This is a genomic window from Pseudomonas entomophila (assembly GCF_018417595.1).
Taxonomy (GTDB): domain Bacteria; phylum Pseudomonadota; class Gammaproteobacteria; order Pseudomonadales; family Pseudomonadaceae; genus Aquipseudomonas; species Aquipseudomonas entomophila_C.
Genome location: NZ_CP070982.1, coordinates 3,261,248 through 3,282,346 on the forward strand (window position 1 = coordinate 3,261,248; position 21,099 = coordinate 3,282,346).

Sequence of the window (21,099 nt, forward strand, 5' to 3'; positions counted from 1 at the left end):
CCCAGGCCGCGCGCGATGCCGACCAGGCCACCCGCGAAGGCCTGGCGGTGATCGACCGCACCACCACCAGCATCGACACCCTGGCCGCTGACATGAGCAGCGCCATGGCCCAGGTCGAAGGGTTGGCGCAGAACAGCGAGAAGATCGGTTCGGTGCTGGAGGTGATCCGCTCGATCGCCGAACAGACCAACCTGCTGGCGCTCAATGCCGCCATCGAGGCCGCCCGCGCCGGTGAAGCCGGCCGCGGCTTCGCGGTGGTCGCCGACGAAGTGCGCAACCTGGCCCGCCGCACCCAGGAATCGGTGGAAGAAACCCGCCAGGTGATCGAGGCCCTGCAGGCCGGCACCCAAGTGGTGGTGGGCGCCATGGACAGCAGCCATCGCCAGGCCCAGGGCGGTGTCGAGCAGGTCGGCCAGGCCGTCACCGCGCTGCAACGCATCGGCCAGGCCGTGACGGTGATCACCGACATGAACCTGCAGATCGCCAGTGCCGCGGAAGAGCAAAGCGCGGTGGCCGAGGAAATCAACAGCAACGTCGCCACCATCCGCGATGTCACCGAATCGCTGTCGGATCAGGCCAACGAATCGGCGCGGGTCAGCCAGTCGCTCAACAGCCTGGCCAACCAGCAGCAAGGCTTGATGGACCAGTTCCGCGTCTGACCCCTCCTGGTAGGCTGGCTCCCCTGCAGGAGCCAGCCTTGCTGGCGAACACCGGCAAAGCCGGAGCCAAACTCCCCCTCAGTAGTCGAACCGCTCCACCGCCCGCCGCCGCTCATTGTCATCCCGCCGGTCGTACCCCGCCGTGGTCTGGATATTGGCGTGGTGCGCCAGCTTCTGGGCGATCGACAGGTCGTGCTCCTCGATCACCCGGGTGATGAACGCCCGGCGAAAATCATGGGGCATGATCTTCGCCCCCACCTGCGCCCCACGCTGGCGTGCGATGTAGTAGATGGCGTGCTTGGTAATCCGTGCGCGGGTGATATGGCTGCCGCGACGAATACGGTTGAACAGGAACGCATCGTCGCGCTCCCCCGCCGCCAGGTGCTGGCGGCGCAGGTCAAGCCAGGCCTGCAGCTTGTCGAACGCCCAGGCCGGGGCGTACTTGATCAGTTCGCGATTACCCTTGCCCAGCACCTGCACGCTGCGCTCGTCGAAGTCGACCTGGGCCAGGTTCACGTCCACCGATTCCGACTTGCGCATGCCGGTGCCATACAGCAGCGCGAGGATCGCCGCATCGCGCACGCCCTGTGGTCGCGGGTCGGCGGCACAGACCTCCATCAGCTCACGGATCAGGCCGCGCCGCAGGTTGCGCCCCGCCGGCAGGCGACTGCCGCCGGCCGGCTTGATATCACGGATCTTCAGCAGGTGCTCATGTTCGATCAGGCCCTGGCGCCAGGCCTCGTTCATGACGCCGCGCACGGCATTGACGTACAACGATGAGGTATTCGGGGCGTAGCCGTCCGCGCGCAGGGCCGCCACCAGTGCGATCACATGGCCGGGCTCGAGGTGGTGCCAGGGCACGTCGGCGATATCACAATCAATGAAGCCCAGGCGATCGGCGGCGTCCTGGAGGATGTAGCGCATGGTCAGCTGGCTGGACGGCGCCAGACGGGCAAGATACTGCAACAGCGGGTTGCGCAGGAGGTCGGTCACAATGGGGATCCTGTAGCGGAGCTTCGGCGCGGGAAGGCAGCGTAAAGCAATAAACGAGTCGTAATGACCATGAGCAAAGTCAATATGACAACAAATAAACAAGGTCATTATGACCATGAAAACTGCCATCACCTTGATATTCAAGGGCTTCAGCGATGGCACGGATCGTGATGGTACCCCATTCACCCACGCTGATCGAACCAAGGCGCTTTCCCATGCTCATCCAGCCGATCACCGCTCGCCCACGCCAGGCCCTCTGGGCCCTGGGTTTTCGCCCATTCTTCCTCGGCGGCAGCCTGTTCGCCTTCCTCGCCCTGTTGCTGTGGGCCGGCACACTGACCGGCGCGCTGCAGCTTTCACCTTCGGGGGGCATGCTGGCCTGGCACCGCCATGAAATGCTCTATGGCTTTGCCGCGGCTATCGTAGCCGGCTTCCTGCTGACAGCCGTGCAGAATTGGAGCGGTATCCCCGGCCTGAGCGGCCGCCCCCTGGTGGGCTTGTTCCTGCTCTGGCTGCTGGCGCGGGCAAGCTGGTTCCTGCCCTTGCCGCCAGCGCTGCTGATCGTGCTCCAAGGCGCCTTCCTGCCCCTGGTGGCCATCGCGTTGGCGCGGCCGATCATCCAGCGCCGGCTGCGTAACAATTACCCCATCGTGGTACTGATCCTGCTGTTGTCGGCCTGCCAATGGCTGACACTGGCCGGTTGGCTCAACCACGACGAGCGCTGGCAACGGCGTGGTGTGCTCGCCGGGCTTTGGCTGGTGGCGGCGATGATGAGCGTGATCGGTGGCCGGGTGATCCCCTTCTTCACCCGTCGCGGCCTGGGCGACATGACCCCGGCGCCGACGCGTCCCTGGCTTGATCGCGCCTGCCTGGCGGCCAGCGTGACGCTGCCTGTCAGCTATCTGGCCGGGTTTGACGATGCACCGCAACCGCTGATGGCCCTGCTGTTCGGCGCCTTGGCCGTGTTGCACGGTATCCGGCTGGTGTTATGGCACGACCACGGCATCTGGCGCGTACCGCTGCTGTGGTCGCTGCACCTGGCCTATGCATGGCTGGTGCCGGCCTGCCTGGGGCTGGCGGTGTGGCATGCCGGGGTGGACATCAACCCGAGCCTGGCGGCCCATGCGCTCACGGTCGGGGCCATGACCGGGCTGATCGTGGCCATGATGGCGCGGGTCAGCCTTGGGCACACCGGGCGCCCCTTGCAGGTGCCGCGCAGCGTCGGCTGGGCCTTCGCGCTGATCCAGCTGGCGGCGCTGGCACGGGTGGTACTGGTGCCGTTCACGTCGCTGGGGCTGGGCCTGTCGTTGATTTTGGGGTGTGCTGGGTTGCTGCTGTTCCTGTGGCATTACCTGCCGATCCTGATGCGCCCCAGGGTGGACGGGATGCCGGGATAACGCAGCGCCTGAGAGGGTTGCAACCTGTAGGAGCGGCTTCAGCCGCGATCACCCGCGAAGTGGGTGCCAGACACCGCGTTGTCTGTATCGCGGCTAAAGCCGCTCCTACAGAGGTCCTGTCAAATCAGCTGCTGCTCGCCCGGCAACGTCGTGTGGTCTACAGTTGCAGCGCCCCCTCCAACTCCGAGACAACATGGCCTTCCACCACCTCACCCGCACCCACCCCCGCCTCAGCATCGCCATCCTGGCCGGCCTTCTCGGCGCCTGGCTGATCCCCGCCGACGACACCGTGCAGCGCATCCTCGCCGGCTGGAACCTCGGCGTGTGGCTCTACTTGCTGATGGTCCTGTGGCTCAGCCTGCGGGCGACCGCGCAGAAGGTCCGCCAAGTGGCGAGCATCGAAGACGAGAACGCCGGCCTGGTGCTGGTCACTGTCATCGTGGCGGCCATCGCCAGCCTCGCCGCGGTCACCCTGCAACTGGTGTCCAGCCGTGGCCTGGAGGGCGGCGCGCTGGCCCTGCACTACCTGTACACCGGGCTGACCGTGGCCGGCTCATGGCTGCTGATCGGTTGCATCTTCAGCCTGCACTACGCACGGCTGTTCTACACCGGCGATCGCCACGAACCGCCGCTGCGCTTCCCCGACAACGAGCGCAACCCGGACTACTGGGACTTCCACTACTTCTCGTTCACCATCAGCGTCGCCGTGCAGACATCGGATATCGGTGTCGGAGGGCGCGCCATGCGCAAGGCGGTACTGGCCCACTCACTGGTAGGCTTCGTGTTCAACACGGCGATCCTGGGCTTCACCATCAACATCGCCGCTGGCCTGCTCGGCTAGCACGCGCCGGGCACAGGCGACGATGCGCCGGCAAGCCTCCTCCAGCGCCTCGGCATCCAGCACCAGCCCCAGCCGCACATGCCCCGCCGCGCTTGGGCCGAAGGCATCTCCCGGCAACAGCGTCACCCCCTCCTCCAACAGCAGGCGCTGGGCGAAGATCTGGGCGCTGAGCCCGCTGCCACGGATATCGAGCATCACGAACATGCCACCCGCCGGGCGATGCACGCGTACCCCCGGGCAGCCTTCCAGCGCCGCGCAGACCCGGTCACGCCGCTGGCGGTAGGCCTCACGCATCTGCCGGACCTCCGGCAAATCGCGCTCCAGTGCCAGGCAGGTGGCCCGCATGACGAACTCCGGCAGGCCGAACAGCATGGTCATGGCCAGGTTGCCCAGATGCGCCGCCAACGTCTTGGGCCCGATCACCCAGCCCACTCGCCAGCCGCTCATGGCGTGGGACTTGGACAGGCTGTCGATCACCACGCAGCGCTCGGCCATGCCCGGCAGGCTGAGCGGGCTTGGCGCCGGGCCGTCATAACTCAGGTTGCGATACACCTCATCGCACACCAGCCACAGGTCATGCTCGCGGCACAGTTGCGCAAGGGTCGCCATGTCGGCCGCATCGATGGTCGCGCCGGTGGGGTTGTGCGGGCTGTTGAGCAGCAGGCCACGGGTGCGTGGGGTGATGGCCCGGGCCACGGCGCCAGGGTCAAGCCGAAAGCCTGCTTCCGAGCTTACCGCCACGGGTACCGCCTGCGCGCCGCAAGCACCGAACACACCGTGGTAGGTGACATACATCGGCTCAGCGACGATTACCTCGTCGCCGGCCTCGAACAGGCACTGGAACGTCGCGTACAAGGCGCACTGGGCGCCAGCGGTGACGACCACGTGGTCCGGATCGAGGGGCAACTGGCGGTCGCGCACGATGGCCTGACGCAAGGCCAGGCTGCCGCGCACATCACTGTAGTGGGTATCACCCTGGCGCAAGCTGGCCACGGCCGCCTCGACCACCGCGGGCGGTGTGTCGAAATCCGGGTCGCCCATCGACAGCAGGAAGATCTCACGCCCCTGTCGGCGCAGGGCCAGGGCCTGGTAGTGGATATCCCAGGCGGCGGCCGCCTCGCCGGCGATGCGTTGGGTGAGCGTGGAAAATCGCATGGCTACCTCCCTGTCTGCCCGACCCGCACCGCTGGTCCGAAATCGCTGCCAGTAAACATAGCAGAGCCGGGCGCCGCGCCAGCGCCCGGCCCACAGGACAAACGTTTGCCCCGGTCGATGCCCGCCGACCGGTCACGATGACAGCAGTGTGACCCCCGTCATGCATTAGCACATTTGCCATATTTTCCAGGGAACACTGCCATGGCAGGTGCTATGGTTAATTCCCGACGGCCAGGCACGGCCATTTCAATCACCGCGTTCAGGTACGAACAAGGAGGCTGGCATGAACAAGATGACGTTCCCCAACGCCTGCCAGGTGATGCGTTGGCACTTTCACCCACTGGGGTTCGAAGCCAGCATGGACGCACCTCGCAGCATGGTTGCCCGGCTCTTCGACCGGGCCACGGGCGTGACACTGCTGGCCATCGCCGGCATCCCCTGCACGGCGATCATGGCCGCCGCCGATGTCGAGCGCATCATCGAAGCCGTGGAAGCCGAGCTGGAAACCTTCGACCTGGTCGGCAACGCGCTGCACGACGCGGTCTGACCTCAATCCCTCATTTGCTAACGACCGGAACGGCCGTGGCATCGCGCTGGCCAAAAACCTGGCAACGTCTTTACTTGCTGTTACGCCCCTTCACCCTGGTGTGAGCCTATGAAGATCGTGGTCACCAGCATTCTCGTCGACGACCAGGCCAAGGCCCAGGCGTTCTACCACCACGTACTGGGTTTCCAACCCAAGCACGATATTCCGATGGGCAAGCACCGCTGGCTCACCTTCACCTCCCCCAACGACCCCAACGGTGTCGAACTGTTGCTCGAGCCGGATGCCCACCCGGCTGCAAAAGCCTACAAGACCGCCCTCAAGCAGGAAGGTATCCCCGCCACTTCGTTCGGTGTACGCGATGTCCAGGCCGAATACATCCGCCTGTGCGCCGCGGGCGTACACTTCACTCAGCCACCGACGGTGGCCGGGCCGGTAACGGTAGCGGTGTTCGACGACACCTGCGGCAACCTGATCCAGATCGCCCAGCGGCACTGATAAAATGGCTGGCGGCGCGCGTGAGCGCCCTCTACATTGCTGACTTCACCCAGCGCAGTCACAACAAGGAAAACCCATGCGCTACGAGTTCAGCGAAGTCCTCAACGACCTGGTCGACTACTTTCTTCTTGGTGATATCCAACTGCTCGAACACTTCAAGGATGAGCACGACCTTCCCGACGACCTGGCCCGGGCCTTCACCCAGGGCGACATTGGCGACCAGGCGGTGCGCGAAGGCGTGATCCTGCCCCTGGCCGGTATCGACAACCTGCCCTATCGCATCGTTTTCAGCCTCGACGGTGGCACCCCGGCCCTGCTCGAGCCCGGCAGTCGCCTCAAGCACCATCGCAAAGGCCATGTGCTGCGGGTCGAAAACCGCGCCTTGATGCTGTTCACCTGGCGCGTGCTGCAGCACTTCACCCGCAAGACCATGGGCGACCTGCTGGCACGCTACCAGGAGCCGGGGCGGCCAATCATCGAGCTGGACAATGGCTGGTACCAAGTCGAAGTGCTGGCGGGTGCCTTGGTGCGGGACGGGCTGTACGAGCCGGCATTCGAGTTCGTGTTGACGAAAACCCGCGGTCCTCGCGCCGAGGCCGAGGCCGACACCGGTTACCGTTATGGCCTGCGCGGGTACTTCGATTGAGTACAGGGGTAGGAGCGGCGTTAGCCGCGATGCAGACGATGCGGTGCCTGGCACCCGTTTTGCGGGTGATCGCGGCTGAAGCCGCTCCTACAGGGGCCTGCCAAATCAATGAACATCAGGTGTGATGAATATCCCGGTCCTTGGTCTCCGGCAGGAAGAAGATCCCCAGCACCGCCGTCATCACCGCGATCACGATCGGGTACCACAAGCCGTAGTAGATATCCCCGGTCGCCGCCACCATGGCGAACGCCACGGTGGGCAGGAAGCCGCCGAACCAGCCGTTGCCGATGTGGTACGGCAACGACATCGAGGTGTAGCGGATCCGCGCCGGGAACAACTCCACCAGCCAGGCGGCGATCGGGCCGTAGACCATGGTCACGTAGATCACCAGAAGCGTCAGCAGCAACAGCACCATCGGGTAGTGGATCTTCGCCGGGTCGGCTTTTTCCGGGTAGCCTGCTTCCTTCAGCGCAGCCCCGAGGCTGGCGGTGAAGGCATCATTCTGTGCCTTGAAGTCCGCCGCCGCCAGGCTGCGACCATCGAAGCTCGGCAACACCCGCTCGCCAATGCGTACCTGAGCGACGCTGCCGGGCTCGGCCGCCCGGTTCGCGTAGGGGATGGCGCGCTTGGCCAGCAGGCTCTTGGCGATGTCGCAGGAACTGGTGAAACGGGCCTTGCCCACCGGGTCGAACTGGAACGCGCATTGCCCGGGGTCGGCCACCACCACCACCGGGTTCTGTTCCTGGGCGACGAACACGTCCGGGTTGCCGTACTCGGTGAGCCCCTTGAAGATCGGGAAGTAAGTCAGCGCCGCGATGATGCAGCCGGCCATGATGATCGGCTTGCGCCCGATACGGTCGGACAGGCTGCCGAAGATGATGAAGAACGGTGTGCCGATCAACAGCGACCCTGCAATCAGCAGGTTGGCGGTCTGCGGATCGATCTTGAGCATCTGCAGCAGGAAGAACAGCGCGTAGAACTGCCCGGTGTACCACACCACCGCCTGGCCGGCGGTGCCGCCGAGCAGCGACATGATCACCACCTTGAGGTTGTCCCAGCGGGCGAACGACTCGGTCAGCGGCGCTTTCGACGCCTTGCCTTCGGCTTTCATCTTCATGAACACCGGCGATTCGTTGAGCTGCATGCGGATGTACACCGAGATGGCCAGCAGCAGGATCGACAGCAGGAACGGGATGCGCCAGCCCCAGTCTTCAAAGGCCTCGGTACCCATCGCCGTGCGGCAGGCCAGGATCACCAGCAGCGACAGGAACAACCCGAGTGTGGCGGTGGTCTGGATCCACGCGGTGAAGAACCCGCGCCGGCCCTTCGGCGCATGTTCGGCCACATAGGTGGCCGCGCCGCCGTACTCGCCGCCCAGTGCCAGCCCTTGCAACAGGCGCAAGGTGATGAGGATGACCGGCGCGGCCACGCCAATCGCCGCATAGCTCGGCAGGATACCCACCACTGCGGTGGACAGGCCCATGATGACGATGGTGATGAGGAAGGTGTACTTGCGCCCGATCATGTCCCCCAGGCGACCAAACACGATGGCGCCGAACGGCCGTACCGCGAAGCCTGCGGCAAAGGCCAGCAAGGCAAAGATGAACGCAGTGGTTTCATTGACGCCGGCAAAGAAGTGCTTGGCGATGATCGCCGCCAGCGAGCCGTACAGGTAGAAGTCGTACCATTCGAACACGGTGCCCAGCGAAGAGGCGAAGATGACCTTGCGCTCCTCCCGGGTAATACCACGTTGGGGCGCGCTACTGCCCGTGGATGCGCTGTCGAGGACCGCCATGGGTCGCCTCCGTCTGGTTGTCGCGGGCCGGAGTGTCCCAATCAGATGAAGCGCACGCACCCAGGCCCCAGGGCTTTACCGGTTGCGCGAAGCACGACGAGGCAGGCCTCGGATCGCGGCAAGGTCACCTGAAGCATAATCGGCTTTGTCGGGATAGCCAGCCTGCACCGCTTTCACGCCAGGAACCGGACGACCTCGTCAAGCACGCGCGGCATCTGCTCACGGTGCGGGACATGCCCGCAACCCTCGTGGATCGTCTTTCGACGTGGGCCTGCGGCCAACCGAACGAAGCGTTCGGGATGAGCCAGGCTGCCGAACTCATTGCATATGTACCCCCCCTGCCAGCATCCACTGCCGTTGAATGGCCGCCTACCACCATCGGAGCACGGCCATGCACAGCATCGATCCCCCCTATCACCAGCAGCAGATCCTGGGCAGCATGCCAGGCTGGGCGAAACACCTTCATCACACACACGCCAACAGGCTGCTGCGGTGCGCTCATGTGGAGCATGTCGACGCAGCAGGTCAATTCCCGCAATGGTTCACGCAGGCCACCCCCGAGCAGCAAATCGACCTGCGCAATGCCATCCGGCGCCGGGCCACCAGCCGCAAGGCATTGGCCAAGGCGCTGAAAGACCTGCGCGGTATCACCGAGTTCTGCGAACCCCTGCTGCAGGCGGAGCTCGGCCTGACGGTCCCCGTGACAGACGCGCAATTTCGTTTCCAACCCTTCACTTCACACATGGAAGGCGACGTTCCCGACCCCGATGCCTCGCACTCCACCCCTCGCCCGCCGTCGTTTACCGAGCAGCCGTCCGGCAGCGCGACCCTCACCAGCCTGCTAGAGGCCGCCCTGCACAACTTCGAGGGCATGGCCGAGGTCGGCTCGTTCAGTGCCTTGCAGGCCAGCATCACGGACAGCGCCGAGCTGCCAGGCCTGACCACCAGCCAGTTCGTGAGCCGCTGCCGCGCTCTGGACCTGGGCAAACGCTACCAGGCCCACCTGCAAAGCCTGTATGGCGGTGAGCGCAAGGCCCAGGTGCAGCCAGCATGGGTGCAGGCCCGACGCGACGAACTGGTAGTCAAGTGCGTGATCGCGCATTTGCGGGGCAAACTCACCGACGCAGGTCACCAGGCGCTTCGCCAGTTCTGTACCACGGATACCGCCCCTCGCTACGGCATCCACCCCGTCGCGGCGCAGACCCTGACCATGCTCGGCATCCAGCTGCACGACTTGCTTCTGTTGACGCCCACAGGTGTAACGACGCCACCCTATATCGCCTATCTGCCCTTCGATGACGAACATCCGGTGCAAGAATTCGCCAACTTGCTGGCTTTGGGCAGGTATATGCGCCTGCGCCTGCTGGAGCCCGCCTATCGCGAGCGCTTCCTTGAGCATGTCGCGCTGAAGGATCGCCCGAAGATGGCCAGGAAGCTGAAGGCCAGGCTGTTCGAAAGCCCCCACTCCGACGTGATCCCGCTCGAACCGCCTTCACCCGCCCTTGGCGAGACCGAGCCCGGCACACATCCCTGGCAAGGGCAGTTGGCCGACGAGGCTCAAGAGGAAGATGGCGCGCTGCGCCCCACCCGCTTCCCGTCGCTGGCGGTGCATGAAGTGCCAATCGCCTTCCCCGTCTGGCCCAAGCTCTTCAATGCCCATGTTCAGCGCCTGCGGGCTGATGCCCGGGGTGTCGCGGTGCCGACAGCGGACAGGGATGCCAAGGCACGGGCCGAGCGCCTGGGGCACTGGGCCGAACGCGGCCTGACGCTACTCAACGTCGCCGCCATGTTCGTCCCGGGCCTCGACGCGGTCATGCTGGCCGTGGGTGCCGCGCAGGTGATGGCGAGCATCTTCCATGGCTTCGACGCCTGGTCCGAAGGGAACAATGCCGAAGCGGTGGCGCAGGTCGAGTCGCTGCTCGTCGGTCTCGGCGGCGTCATTGTCATCGCCGGTGCCGCCAAGGTGGCGAAGGCCTCCGGTTTCGTCGACTCGATGGACAGCATCTGGGTCGACGGCGAGCAACGCCTGTGGCATCCGCAGCTCGAACAATATCGCAGCTCGGTCGCGCTGCCTGAGGGCCTGCCGCCAGACGCAGAAGGTATCCTTGACCATGACGCGCGACACTTCATCGAGCTGGTCGACGACGTCTACGAAGTTGCCCGGGACGCCGAGGGCCACTGGCGCGTCGTGCACCCGAACGATCCGCAGGCTTATCAGCCGCGAATCGAAGGTAATGGCAAAGGCGCCTGGCGAATGAAGCACGAACGCCCCCAGGACTGGAGCCGCGTCACATTGATGCGTCGCCTCGGCCCACTCGGCAAGGGGTTGAAGGACCAAGACCTGCTCGCCGCACTCGACAGCACGGGGCTGGACCGGGGCGTGCTGGAGCAGTTGCATGCCGATGGCAGACGCCCCCCGGCATTGCTCGAGGATGCCCTGCGACGGCTGAAAGCCGACACCACCGCCGACGACATCATCGCCCGCGCCCGTGCGGGCAGCCCACTGACCCCCTATGAACAATTCGCCGCCACCGTACTGGTCGAGCTGCCCGGCTGGCCCGAGGATGTCGTGCTGGAAGTGTTCGACGGCACCGAGCCGATGGGCAGCGCGACGCGCCATGGGCGCAACCAACCAGGTGACACCGTAATCCAGTTGACCCGGATCGACCTGGACAATGGCGACCTGGCCCGCATCGTCCTTGAGCATCTGGACGAGAACGCGATCGACGCGCTGCTGCCCGAGGGCACCGCGGCCGCGCACCGCCAGCAGGCGCTGCAGACCCTGATGGCCGACCAGCTCGCAATGAAACGCCAATCGCTGTTCGACAGTGTCTACGACAGCACCTGCGAAGCCACCTGGCCTTCGGCAGTTACCATTGGCCGGCAATTTCCGACATTGCCCAGGCAGGCATTGGAAGAGCTGGTCGGCCAAGCCAGCACCACCGAACGGGAAACCCTGCTCGCCGGCCGCGTGCCCCTGCGCATTGCCGAGGAAGCCCGTTTGATGCAGGCCCGCGTGCGCCTCGACCGAGCCATCCTGGGGCTGTACCGAAGCAGCCTGGCAAACGCCGACAGCCAGAGCATCCGTGCAGGCCTGCTGACCGAACATCCGCGGTGGACGCCCGAGCAGTGCTACCACGCCGCATTGGCTGATCGCCATCGTGCCGCGCGCCTTATCGGCCAGCAATCGCCGCCCAACGGTTTTCGCTCGCCGTTACGCCTGAACGATGGGCGTTTTGGCTACCCCCTGAGCCCTGGCATATTCGCCACCAGGGCCGAACGCGAACTGCATGCGCTTTACCCAGGCCTGAGTGAGCGCAAGCTACGCCAGTTGCTCACCACCCTGCGTGCCAGAGGCAATGCGACCGAGCAGATCCAGGCCTTGCGCACGCAGCTGGATGGGCTGCGTCAACAACTGACGGACTGGGCCAGCGCCGGCGCCAACGACTGGGGCGAGGAAGTCGGGCAGTTCTACAGCCGAACTTGCGACGCGCTCATTCGCGCCTGGCAGCGAATGGAAGGGGAAACGCTCAGTCTGTCCAACCTGGCACTCGATGCACTACCACCTCTCTACGCACGATTCGACCACATCACTGAACTGGTGCTGGAGAATCTCAATGTGATCGAGATGCCCAGTGACTTCCTGCAAGCGTTCCCCTCATTGCAGCGGGTCGATGTGATCAGCAGCCCACAGATGAGTGCCGCCTCGATCTTGCATGCCTTGCGCAATGCCCCGCGACTGCGCGAATTGCGCCTGACCGGAGCACGCATCGGACAACTCCCCGCCGAGGCCAGTGAAGTGCTTCCACAACTTGGCATGTTGCGCAGCCTCGCCCTGCCGCGCAACAGGCTGACACTCACCGAGCAAGACCTGCAAATGCTGGCCGGGCTGCGCCTGGAAACCCTTGACCTGCGCTTCAACCGCATCGCGCTGGACACCGCCACGGCGGCCCGGTTCCGCGACATGGGCGAGCTTCGCGATCTGCGCCTGAGCAACAACCCGCTGGTGACCAGCCCCGACCTGACTGGCCTCGACAACCTCGCCACCCTGCATTTGGACAGCTGCCGCCTCGACCACTGGCCGGCTGGTTTGAGCGAGCTGATGCAACGTACGCCCTGCATGCTGCGCGAACTCGACCTGAGCATGAACCGCATCGAGCAGGTCCCGGCCCTGCAAGCCTTGATGCGTTCGCCCTACCTGGAAGGGCTGCTGGGACGACGTACCCACTACCGCTGGCGATTCAACTACAACCCCTTGGACGAGAACGTCCGCGTGAGCCTGCAGGTGATCGGCGCATCGGCCGAGCCACTGCCCGAGGTCACGGTCCAACCGCCTGAGCCCGCCCCTGCAACAGTGCCGCGCATCAACTGGCTGGACCACGCGACCGAATCCCGGCAAGCGACCTGGAAGGCATTGTTCGATGAAGACAGGCACGCCAGCCTGCGGCAGGTGATCGAACAGGTCGGCATGTCCGCCAGCGCCAAGCGCAATCCCAAGGCGTTCGCCCATCAGGTCTGGACGTTGCTGGAGCGGGCCGCGGCCAGCACCCGCCTGCGCAGACGGCTGGAAGACGTCGCTGGCGAGTTTCCGGTGTCCTGTGGCGACGCCGGTGCCGATGCATTCGGCACCCTGCAGATCGAAGTCATGGCCTACGACGAAGCCGGCGGCGCGCAACTGGCCACGCCACGGCTGTTCCAGTTTTTCTGTCGCCTGTTCCGTCGTGACCAGGTCAACGAACTGGCCCAGGCGCTGTTCAACGCCCGCCTGGCCAGGCGCAATGCCATGCGCGCCCTGGATGCCTGGCGTGCCTTGCCGGCGGGCAAACGTGGGGTGAAACCGACCGTGCCATCCCTGCACCGTCTCGACACCCTGCCGGACGATGTGCTGCTTAATGGCCTGGGCCAAGGGCTTGACCTGATCGAAATGCGCCTGGCCCTGCGCACGGGCCTGTCGCGCAGGCTCGATTTCCCCGAACTTCAACAGGAGATGCTGTACCGGGACACCGCCGACATCTCGGCCTGGACCGAGGAGGCCATAGGCGACGAAGTCGAGGCACGGGAAATGAATGCCCAGGCTCGCCGCCTGTGGATCTCGCGGCAACCGACCTGGCGACGCCTGCTGCGCCTGGAGTATCGAGCCAGCTTCGAGGCCCTCAGGAAGCGCTGGGACGTGGGCGTGGACTATCTGGAAGGGAATGAACTGGAAGGGCCGCTCGAGGCCCCCGTTGTCGATGCGCTGTCAAAGGCACTGGAACGCAGCCCGCTGGGCGAGGATGGTCAGCCGCAGCGCCTGGAGATCGCCAGCGACCGGTACGTCGCGGGCATGAACCGCATGGCGCTGGGCCTGGAAGAGGACGAGGACGTCCTCTACCTGAAACTGACCGCGCGCCGCGACCCCAACAACTGATCTAGTGTCCTGTCTCGGAAATACGTTCTCTTTTGGCGAGTGGCTTGGGTGTTCGGCCAAGGCGCCGCGACGAGTCATGGCAGGGCTATGGCGAGGAGTGGCAACGCCGGCCGGGCGCCCAAGACGCCGCCAAAAGTGAACAGCTTATTTCCGAGACAGGACACTAGAGGCCGCGCAGGTCTTCGAAGAAGGCCTGCCGCCCCTGCACCTGGCTCGACGCGCGAGGCTGCCCTGCGGCCTCGCCGCCGAGCTTTTCCACATGCCAGTAGCAGTGCCTGACCGCCCGCGTGACCGCGACATAGGCCAGACGCTGCACTTCTTCCTTCTGCGCCGTATCGAACGCCTGAGCGTCCCCGGGCTTGCCCAGGCCGGCCAGCCGGTACGCCTGGTTCTTGTAGGGCGAACTGGTCTGGTAGTGGCAGTCCCCCAGCATGAACACGGCATCAGCCTGCAGCCCCTTGGCACTGTGGTACGTCAGCTGACGAAGGCGGCGCTGCGCGGGCGGCAAGCTAGAATCAACTTTAAGTACAGATGTTAATTCTTTTTCAATCAATAACTTATCGCTACTTTTTCGAAACAGCATCATCACTGTTTCACCGCGTTCGTAATGCTCGATCAAGGTCTGCGCCAACGCCGCCTCGTCCCGTTCGAAGACCTTCACCGGCGACAACGGCAACGTGGCCGCCAGCCCGCTCGCCCGGGCCTTCTTGCCGGCAATCGCCGGTGCGCCCTTCACCAGGTGTTCCGCGGCATCGATGATGTGCTGCTGGCTACGGTAGTTCTCCACCAGCATCACTCGGGTGTTGGAAGGCGACGGGAACGCCTTGGTGAACTCCATGAAATACTTCGGCGAGCTGCCACGCCAGCCATAGATCGACTGCCAGTCGTCCCCAACGCACATCAATGACGAGTGCTGGGCCGCGCGCCCGGTGTGCATGCCCGGGCCACGACGACGAATTTCCGCCAGGCTGGCGCGCAGCCAGCTGACGATCTGCGGCGAGACATCCTGGAACTCGTCGATCATCAGGTGCGCCAGCGGGCGCAGCAGCGGGTCGGGCAACAGCGCCAGGTTCTCCGGATTGTTTTCGCCGAACAAGGCGAACATGCGGTTGTAGGTCATCACCGGTGGCGACTGGGCCATCAGGTGCGCCTCCAGGGCTTTCCAGAAGAGCGCCAGGGCTTCGAAGAATGCCGCATCGCTATCCCCCGTGGGGAAGCTCATGCCAGCCACGGCGGCGTTGACATCCAGGCCCAGGTTTTCAATGAAGCTGGCGGCGGTGACAAAGGCATCGAGCAATGGGGCTGGTGCCAGTTCGCCCTTGACCTTGTACTCGAAGCCCGGCCCAGCCATGGCATCACCGGCAAGCGACGCCGCCAAGCGCTTTGCCGAAGCGTAATTCTCCAGCCATATCAAAGGCTTGTCGCAGAAAGCCTGAAGCAGTGTGCGCTTCACCGCCCACTCCGCCCGCACCGTCAGCTTGGCACCAGGACGCTGGTACTGGGCGCTCTCGGACGGATCGAAGCCCAGGACCACCCAGGCATCCAACCCTTCCAGGCGACCTTGCACATGGAAACGGCTACCGCGAATCTGCACGGTGTCGCGGCAGGGTTCGATGCCCTTGATCGGCCAGGCGCCCGCGGCGAACCACAGGTCCTCGATCACATCGCACAGTTCCTCGTCACGCTGGGCCGCCAGTTGCGTGACCTGTGCGCGCTTCTGCACATCCGGGTGCTCCGGGTCCAGCGGCTTGAGCAACAGGGCTTCCTGGCGCAGCACGCCGATCAACTCGGCGAAACGAGGGTTTTCGCCCAGCAGCGCGCTGTAGCAGAGGTTGAGCTGCTGGCGCTGGGCGTCGTTCAGTCGCAAGTCGAACGGGTTGCTCTCGGCGTTGGCTTCACCACCTGCGGGCATCTCGTTGCCCAGGGTCTCGAACGCACGCACCTGGGCGAACCCCGGCAGGCTGCGCACCAGCGGCAGGATGCGTGAGTGGAAGGTGCGCACCAGCTCACGGCCTTGGGCGGGCAACAGCTCGATCTGCCACAGCGCGAACACCTGCAGCAGGCGCTGGATGAAGTCCTTGCGCGACTCGCGGGTGAAGGTCACCACGGTCATGGCGTCCAGCTCGAAGCCCAGGTAATGGCGCAACAGCAAGATACGCAGTACCAGCGAAGTCGACTTGCCGGCCCCGGCCCCGGCCACCACGCAGGTAGACGGCGTGTCGCTGAAGATCAGCTTCCACTGCGCCGCGCTGGGCTGGGCCGAGGCTGGCAGGCGCTGGGCCACGTCGGCCTTGAAGCGCTTCTTCAGCTCGGCCGTCAACGGCAGGCGCCAGTCGTCGAACAAGTTGTCGTCCCGGCCCGGCACGCCCGAACCGTCGGGCCGGCTATCACGGATCACCAACACCTGGCGCCCGGCTTCGTAACCCTCCGCTCGCCCGCGCTCGTAGCCATCACGCAGGCCATCGGCATGGCCGTTGCGCAGGCCGTCGGCATGGCCGAGGAACCACGAGTCGCGGTGCTGTGCCCGCAGGCGGCTCAGGCCACGCCCCAGCAGGCGTGCGGCGAGGCGGCGCAGCCAGGGCAGTTGGGCGGGCGGGGTCAGGTCGGCCGGAGCCTGGGGATGCTCGTGAGACACGGTCACTCCATTGAAAATCGAAACAGCAGGCATGTTCGCCTCATCCGCAACAAAGCGCCAGCGAATGCTTATGGATCAGTGAATTAGGCGATGAATCGCATGCGGTACAGCACGTTTAATATCTATTTAATAGATCATAACAAGTCGATATTTACGCTTTTTTTCGATCTTTAAGCCACGCATCATGGCCCCATACCACCGAATCAGAGGAGCATCATCATGCTGCAACTGCGACCGTTCGAAAGCCTGGGCCATGCCAACCACGGCTGGCTCGATGCCCACCACCACTTCTCGTTCGCCGAGTACCACGACCCGGCACGGGTGCACTGGGGCAACCTGCGGGTGTGGAACGACGACCTGATCGCCGCCGGCAGTGGCTTCCCGCCGCACCCGCACCGCGACATGGAGATCATCACCTATGTCCGTGAAGGCGCCATCACCCATCAGGACAGCCTTGGGAACAAGGGCCGCACCGAAGCGGGCGACGTGCAGGTGATGAGTGCCGGCAGCGGTATCGTCCACAGCGAGTACAACCTGGAGAAGGTCGATACGCGCATCTTCCAGATCTGGATTATCCCGGAGAAGGTCGGCGACGCGCCGTCCTGGGGTACCCGGCCGTTCCCCAAAGGTGAGCGTGGCGAAGGTTTCGTGACCCTGGCCAGCGGCCGCGAAGGCGATGAAGAGAGCCTGCGCATCCGCACCGATGCCCGCCTGGTGGCCGCGACCTTGCGTGCCGGGGAAAGAGCCGAATACCACTTTGACGCTGGACGCCGTGGTTACCTGGTGCCAGCCAAGGGCGTGATCGAGGTGAATGGATTGCAGGCCAAGGCCCGCGATGGCGTGGCGATCGAGCAGGAAAGCGTGTTGACGGTGACCGCGCTCGAGGACAGCGAGATCGTGCTGGTGGACGTGGCCTGACGGCACGCCCTCTGTAGGAGCGGCTTCAGCCGCGATCCGGGCCCTGCGGTGCCTGCATCGCGGCTGAAGCCGCTCCTACAGAGGGCCCGGCGAGCACGCGTCATTCCCGACGTCTGAACGTCTCCGACGGCAATTCGCCAAACTGCTGCCGATAGCTTTCCGAGAACCGCCCCAGGTGCAGGAAGCCGTAGTCCAGCGCCAGCTCGGTGACACTGCGCACGCCGCAGCTGGCATCGCCCAGGCACGCCCTCACCCGCTCCAGCTTGCGCTGGCGAATGTACTGCTTGGGTGTGGTGCCCAAGTGTCGATCGAACAACCCGTACAACGACCGCAGGCTCAGGTTCGCCTGCTCGGCCAGGGTTTCGGCGCTCAGCTCGAATTTCAGGTTGTCTTCGATGTACCCCAGGATCCTTTCCAGGCCCGCCCCGCCCAACGACTCCCTGCGCACATTGGTGCTCATCAGCGTCAACAGCTTGCTGGCGACGATCTGGCTGTAATGCCCCTGTACCCGAGGTAGCGAATCGCTGACCTCGGCTTCGTTGCAGACCATCCCCAGCAGGCCGAGAAAACCGTCCAGCTCTTCCAGTCGGTAATGGTTGCGCAGAAAGCGCACGCCACCGCTGGGCCGCTGCCAGCGCTGCTCGTCGCAGATCGAATCGAGCAGACGCACCGGCACCTTGAGAATGAATTTCTCGCAGTCTTCGGAATAGGTCAGGTCCACCGGGTCGTCCGGGTTGATCAGCAGCAGCTCGCCCGGCACCAGGTGGTGTTCGCGCTGGCGACCGCGCCAGAGGCAATTGCCGTTGAGCAGCACCTGCAGGTGGTAGATGGTCTCCAGCGCCGGCGAGGTGACGCGCACGCTGCCGCCATAGCTGATACGGCACAGGTCCAGCTCGGCGAACTTGCGGTGGCTCAGGCTGGCCTGGGGGTGAGTGGTGCGGGACAGGCCGATATGGTGCTGGCCCACATGCTGGTTGACGTAGTCAGACACCGCATAAGGGTCGGCGCGGTGGAACACGCAGCTTTGCTCGCTCAACAGGCGGCTTTCCATGGGCAAGGCACTCGCCATCATTATTGTTATGGGCGCCGTATCCTGCAGCCCGGGCGGGCTGCGGAGGCGGTCGGTCACGGTCATTCTATCCAGCCGCCACGGGTGTGTCGGGGCAGTCGACAGCCGGCTGATAGCGCCCACACTAAGCAAAAAGCCCGGCGAGGGGCAATGGGACCATGGCAAACGACGGGCGGATAGCGGACAGCCGAGCGCACGATGCGTCCGATTATCGTACAGGGCTGTTCACCAGTAGCCACCAGCCACAATTGCTGCCAACCTGCCACCTCCTCAACAGTGACAAGGAATGCACATGATGGATGTCTGGCAAGAACGCAGGGATGGTGCGCATAAGCGCGAAGATGACATTCGAAACGAATGGGAGCGTGACTATGCGCGCTTGATTCACTCGTCGGCCTTCAGAAGGCTGCAATCGAAAACTCAGGTCCTGGGGTTGGGAGAAAGCGATTTTTACCGTACACGGCTGACACATTCCATGGAAGTCTCGCAGATTGGTGTCGGAATCGTTCATTGGTTGCGCAGGAGGCATGAAGCGCAGCAGGACATCATCAAGGCACTGCCACGTTCTGCATTGATGAGTTCTATCTGCCTGGCGCACGACATTGGTCACCCACCTTTCGGTCACGGCGGGGAAGTGGCCCTTAATATCTGCATGAGAGACTATGGTGGCTTTGAAGGCAACGGCCAGACATTGAGAATATTGTCGCGTCTTGACAAATATACTCACCACCATGGGCTCAACCCAACACGACGGCTCTTGCTGGGTGTACTCAAATACCCAGCTTCGTACTCGGCCACTGTCAACATGGCGGCTTATGGTGCGGGCACAACCCCACAATGGCTGGCTAAAGCGAAGACGCAAAAGCCGCCAAAATGCTACCTGAATGATGAAAAGGACGTTGTCGAGTGGGTGCTGGCCCCCCTGTCCAACGAAGAACGAAGGGCGTTCACCGAAGTGACGGCCGGCCCAAGCGAGAACGCACATTTTGTGCCGAAACACAAGAGCCTAGATACATCCATCATGGAGCTCTCTGACGACATTTCTTATAGCCTGCACGACTTGGAAGATGCCATTTCGCTTGGCATGGTGAATCGCCAGCACTGGGATGAGCACATGTCGGGTAATTCGGGGCTGTTCTCAACTTGCAAACTCGACTTTGCCGAAATTTCCGATCAGCTCTTTGCAAAAGAGAGCTATTTGCGCAAGCAGGCCATCGGTACGCTTGTCCATGCATTCATTTTGAGCACCCAAGTCCAGCCTTCGCTGATTCCCTCGGCGCAGAACGAATTGATCAGATGGAACGCCGTCATGGACAGCGACCATAAAAAACTGCGCAAACACATCTTCGAGCTGGTGGTCAAGAAGGTGATAAAAAGCGCTAACGTGCAACAGTTGGAGTTCAAAGGTCAGAAAATCGTTATCGAGCTGTTTAATGCGTTGAGCTCAGACCCGACACGATTATTGCCCGGCAGGACTATCGAAAAGTACGAACAGACCCCGGATGACGCTGGCAAGGCCAGAGTGATCTGTGATTTTATCTCCGGTATGACCGACGAATATTGCACGCGCCTCTACGAAAAGCTGTACTACCCCCACAAAGGCTCGATTTTCGACCACCTGTAGATGAGACCACGCTGCTCGCCCTGTGTAGGACGAGCAGCATCCCTGTGTCATCACTCACATGGCGTGACGCAGCATCTCCACCACCTGCGCATGCAGCGCCTTGTCACCACAGGCCACCACGCAGCCGCCATTTTGTGCCGAGCTACCATCCCAAGCCGTGATCACCCCACCCGCGCCTTCGATGATCGGCATCAGTGCCTGCACGTCATAGGGCTGCAGGCTCGCCTCGACGATCACGTCGACGAAGCCCGACGCCAGCATGCAGTAGGCGTAGCAGTCGCCGCCGTAGCGCATCAGCCGAGCCTGGCCAGCCACCTTGTGGAAGGCCGCCTGGCGCGCCTCGGTGTCGAACATGTCGGGGGTGGTGCACATCAGCGTGGCCGAGGCCAGGTCGGTGCAGGCGCGGGTCTTCAGGGGGGTGCCACTGCGCCAGGCGCCGTCCGGCGTACCGACGAACCGTTCGCCGGTGAATGGCTGGTTCATCACACCGATCACCGGGCGGGTACCGTCGTTGAGGGCAATCAGCGTGCCCCACAGCGGCAGGCCGGTGATGAAGGCGCGGGTGCCGTCGATCGGGTCGAGCACCCAGGTCAGCGGGCTGCTGCCAACGGCCTCGCCCTGCTCTTCACCGAGAATGCCATGTGCCGGGTAGCGCGCCTGGATCAGCTCGCGCATCGCATCCTCGGCGGCTTTGTCGGCCACGGTCACCGGGTCGTACAGGCGTCCGCCCTTGTCCTCGACCTCCAGGCTTGCGCGAAAATACGGCTGGATCGCGGCGGCAGCGGCATCGGCCAGCTGTTCGGCGAAGCCGCGGAATTCACCAATCTGTTCTGCGCTCAGGGACATGGAACGGGCCTCGTTATATGCAAAGGGCTTGCATCATACCCGACTCCAGCGGAACCGAAGCGGCCCGGCAAC

Annotated in this window: 15 protein-coding genes and 1 pseudogene; 9 read left to right on the forward strand and 7 right to left on the reverse strand. The window is 64.0% G+C overall.

Features of this window, described 5'->3' with window-relative positions; translation table 11 throughout:
* Window positions 1–146: 146 nt before the first annotated feature.
* Window positions 147–659, forward strand: a pseudogene (locus tag JYG34_RS26690) (methyl-accepting chemotaxis protein); the annotation flags it as partial.
* Window positions 660–737: 78 nt separating this feature from the next.
* Here the strand turns inward: JYG34_RS26690 and JYG34_RS14405 are convergent.
* Together JYG34_RS14405 and JYG34_RS14410 are read right to left on the reverse strand one after the other, a co-directional pair.
* A complete protein-coding gene (locus JYG34_RS14405) occupies window positions 738–1,652 on the reverse strand; it encodes a site-specific integrase (RefSeq protein WP_213657079.1) in 915 nt (304 codons plus the stop codon).
* 79 nt (window positions 1,653–1,731) lie between these two features.
* Window positions 1,732–1,869 carry a hypothetical protein gene (locus tag JYG34_RS14410; protein ID WP_213657080.1) on the reverse strand — a complete coding sequence of 46 codons (138 nt, stop codon included), beginning with the start codon at window positions 1,867–1,869 and terminating at the stop codon, window positions 1,732–1,734.
* Here JYG34_RS14410 and JYG34_RS14415 point away from each other — a divergent pair.
* Complete coding sequence (locus tag JYG34_RS14415) at window positions 1,868–3,049, forward strand: NnrS family protein (RefSeq protein WP_213657081.1); 1,182 nt, start codon at window positions 1,868–1,870, stop codon at window positions 3,047–3,049. The two genes, JYG34_RS14410 and JYG34_RS14415, sit on opposite strands and share 2 nt — an antisense overlap.
* A 193-nt stretch (window positions 3,050–3,242) precedes the next feature.
* Window positions 3,243–3,890: a DUF1345 domain-containing protein gene (locus JYG34_RS14420; RefSeq protein ID WP_213657082.1), complete on the forward strand. Its 648-nt coding sequence runs from the start codon at window positions 3,243–3,245 to the stop codon at window positions 3,888–3,890.
* On the opposite strand, the gene JYG34_RS14425 is transcribed toward JYG34_RS14420, so the two are convergent.
* The gene (locus JYG34_RS14425; RefSeq protein WP_213657083.1) at window positions 3,816–5,045 is read right to left on the reverse strand and encodes a pyridoxal phosphate-dependent aminotransferase; all 1,230 of its coding nucleotides are present in this window, start codon (window positions 5,043–5,045) and stop codon (window positions 3,816–3,818) included. The two genes, JYG34_RS14420 and JYG34_RS14425, sit on opposite strands and share 75 nt — an antisense overlap.
* 283 nt (window positions 5,046–5,328) lie before the next feature.
* On the opposite strand from JYG34_RS14425, the gene JYG34_RS14430 reads away from it, so the two are divergent.
* The 3 genes from JYG34_RS14430 (at window position 5,329) to JYG34_RS14440 (ending at window position 6,733) form a co-directional block, all read left to right on the forward strand.
* Window positions 5,329–5,592, forward strand: coding sequence for a DUF1652 domain-containing protein (locus JYG34_RS14430; protein ID WP_213657084.1), 264 nt, complete (start codon window positions 5,329–5,331; stop codon window positions 5,590–5,592).
* A gap of 108 nt (window positions 5,593–5,700) precedes the next feature.
* Window positions 5,701–6,087, forward strand: coding sequence for a VOC family protein (locus JYG34_RS14435; protein ID WP_213657085.1), 387 nt, complete (start codon window positions 5,701–5,703; stop codon window positions 6,085–6,087).
* A 76-nt stretch (window positions 6,088–6,163) separates the two neighbouring features.
* Window positions 6,164–6,733: a hypothetical protein gene (locus JYG34_RS14440; RefSeq protein WP_213657086.1), complete on the forward strand. Its 570-nt coding sequence runs from the start codon at window positions 6,164–6,166 to the stop codon at window positions 6,731–6,733.
* A 115-nt stretch (window positions 6,734–6,848) separates the two neighbouring features.
* Here the strand turns inward: JYG34_RS14440 and JYG34_RS14445 are convergent, their stop codons facing one another.
* Complete coding sequence (locus tag JYG34_RS14445) at window positions 6,849–8,528, reverse strand: MFS transporter (RefSeq protein ID WP_213657087.1); 1,680 nt, start codon at window positions 8,526–8,528, stop codon at window positions 6,849–6,851.
* Window positions 8,529–8,919: 391 nt separating this feature from the next.
* Between JYG34_RS14445 and JYG34_RS14450 the strand changes: the two genes are divergently transcribed.
* Window positions 8,920–13,935, forward strand: a complete 5,016-nt coding sequence (locus JYG34_RS14450; protein ID WP_213657088.1) for a dermonecrotic toxin domain-containing protein — start codon at window positions 8,920–8,922, stop codon at window positions 13,933–13,935.
* Between the two features lie 163 nt (window positions 13,936–14,098).
* Here the strand turns inward: JYG34_RS14450 and JYG34_RS14455 are convergent, their stop codons facing one another.
* A complete protein-coding gene (locus JYG34_RS14455) occupies window positions 14,099–16,603 on the reverse strand; it encodes a UvrD-helicase domain-containing protein (RefSeq protein ID WP_213657089.1) in 2,505 nt (834 codons plus the stop codon).
* Window positions 16,604–16,789: 186 nt separating this feature from the next.
* Here JYG34_RS14455 and JYG34_RS14460 point away from each other — a divergent pair, with 186 nt between their 5' ends.
* Entirely contained in the window at window positions 16,790–17,488 is a 699-nt protein-coding gene (locus tag JYG34_RS14460; protein WP_213657090.1) for a pirin family protein, read from the forward strand.
* Window positions 17,489–17,588: 100 nt separating this feature from the next.
* Here the strand turns inward: JYG34_RS14460 and JYG34_RS14465 are convergent, their stop codons facing one another.
* Window positions 17,589–18,539, reverse strand: a complete 951-nt coding sequence (locus tag JYG34_RS14465; protein WP_213657091.1) for an AraC family transcriptional regulator — start codon at window positions 18,537–18,539, stop codon at window positions 17,589–17,591.
* 310 nt (window positions 18,540–18,849) lie between these two features.
* Here JYG34_RS14465 and JYG34_RS14470 point away from each other — a divergent pair, with 310 nt between their 5' ends.
* Window positions 18,850–20,181: an anti-phage deoxyguanosine triphosphatase gene (locus tag JYG34_RS14470; protein ID WP_213657092.1), complete on the forward strand. Its 1,332-nt coding sequence runs from the start codon at window positions 18,850–18,852 to the stop codon at window positions 20,179–20,181.
* A 54-nt stretch (window positions 20,182–20,235) separates the two neighbouring features.
* Here JYG34_RS14470 and hisN read toward each other — a convergent pair whose 3' ends face one another.
* Window positions 20,236–21,027, reverse strand: a complete 792-nt coding sequence (gene hisN, locus JYG34_RS14475) for a histidinol-phosphatase (protein WP_213657093.1) — start codon at window positions 21,025–21,027, stop codon at window positions 20,236–20,238.
* Between the last annotated feature and the right edge of the window lie 72 nt (window positions 21,028–21,099).

Excerpts from the sequence above, each read along its gene's own strand:
- JYG34_RS14415 (WP_213657081.1), top strand. The coding sequence starts at position 1,868 with ATGCTCATCCAGCCGATCACCGCTCGCCCACGCCAGGCCCTCTGGGCC.
- JYG34_RS14410 (WP_213657080.1), bottom strand. The coding sequence starts at position 1,869 with ATGGGAAAGCGCCTTGGTTCGATCAGCGTGGGTGAATGGGGTACCATC.
- JYG34_RS14420 (WP_213657082.1), top strand. The coding sequence starts at position 3,243 with ATGGCCTTCCACCACCTCACCCGCACCCACCCCCGCCTCAGCATCGCC.
- JYG34_RS14425 (WP_213657083.1), bottom strand. The coding sequence starts at position 5,045 with ATGCGATTTTCCACGCTCACCCAACGCATCGCCGGCGAGGCGGCCGCC.
- JYG34_RS14430 (WP_213657084.1), top strand. The coding sequence starts at position 5,329 with ATGAACAAGATGACGTTCCCCAACGCCTGCCAGGTGATGCGTTGGCAC.
- JYG34_RS14435 (WP_213657085.1), top strand. The coding sequence starts at position 5,701 with ATGAAGATCGTGGTCACCAGCATTCTCGTCGACGACCAGGCCAAGGCC.
- JYG34_RS14440 (WP_213657086.1), top strand. The coding sequence starts at position 6,164 with ATGCGCTACGAGTTCAGCGAAGTCCTCAACGACCTGGTCGACTACTTT.
- JYG34_RS14445 (WP_213657087.1), bottom strand. The coding sequence starts at position 8,528 with ATGGCGGTCCTCGACAGCGCATCCACGGGCAGTAGCGCGCCCCAACGT.
- JYG34_RS14450 (WP_213657088.1), top strand. The coding sequence starts at position 8,920 with ATGCACAGCATCGATCCCCCCTATCACCAGCAGCAGATCCTGGGCAGC.
- JYG34_RS14455 (WP_213657089.1), bottom strand. The coding sequence starts at position 16,603 with ATGCCTGCTGTTTCGATTTTCAATGGAGTGACCGTGTCTCACGAGCAT.
- JYG34_RS14460 (WP_213657090.1), top strand. The coding sequence starts at position 16,790 with ATGCTGCAACTGCGACCGTTCGAAAGCCTGGGCCATGCCAACCACGGC.
- JYG34_RS14465 (WP_213657091.1), bottom strand. The coding sequence starts at position 18,539 with ATGGAAAGCCGCCTGTTGAGCGAGCAAAGCTGCGTGTTCCACCGCGCC.
- JYG34_RS14470 (WP_213657092.1), top strand. The coding sequence starts at position 18,850 with ATGATGGATGTCTGGCAAGAACGCAGGGATGGTGCGCATAAGCGCGAA.
- hisN (WP_213657093.1), bottom strand. The coding sequence starts at position 21,027 with ATGTCCCTGAGCGCAGAACAGATTGGTGAATTCCGCGGCTTCGCCGAA.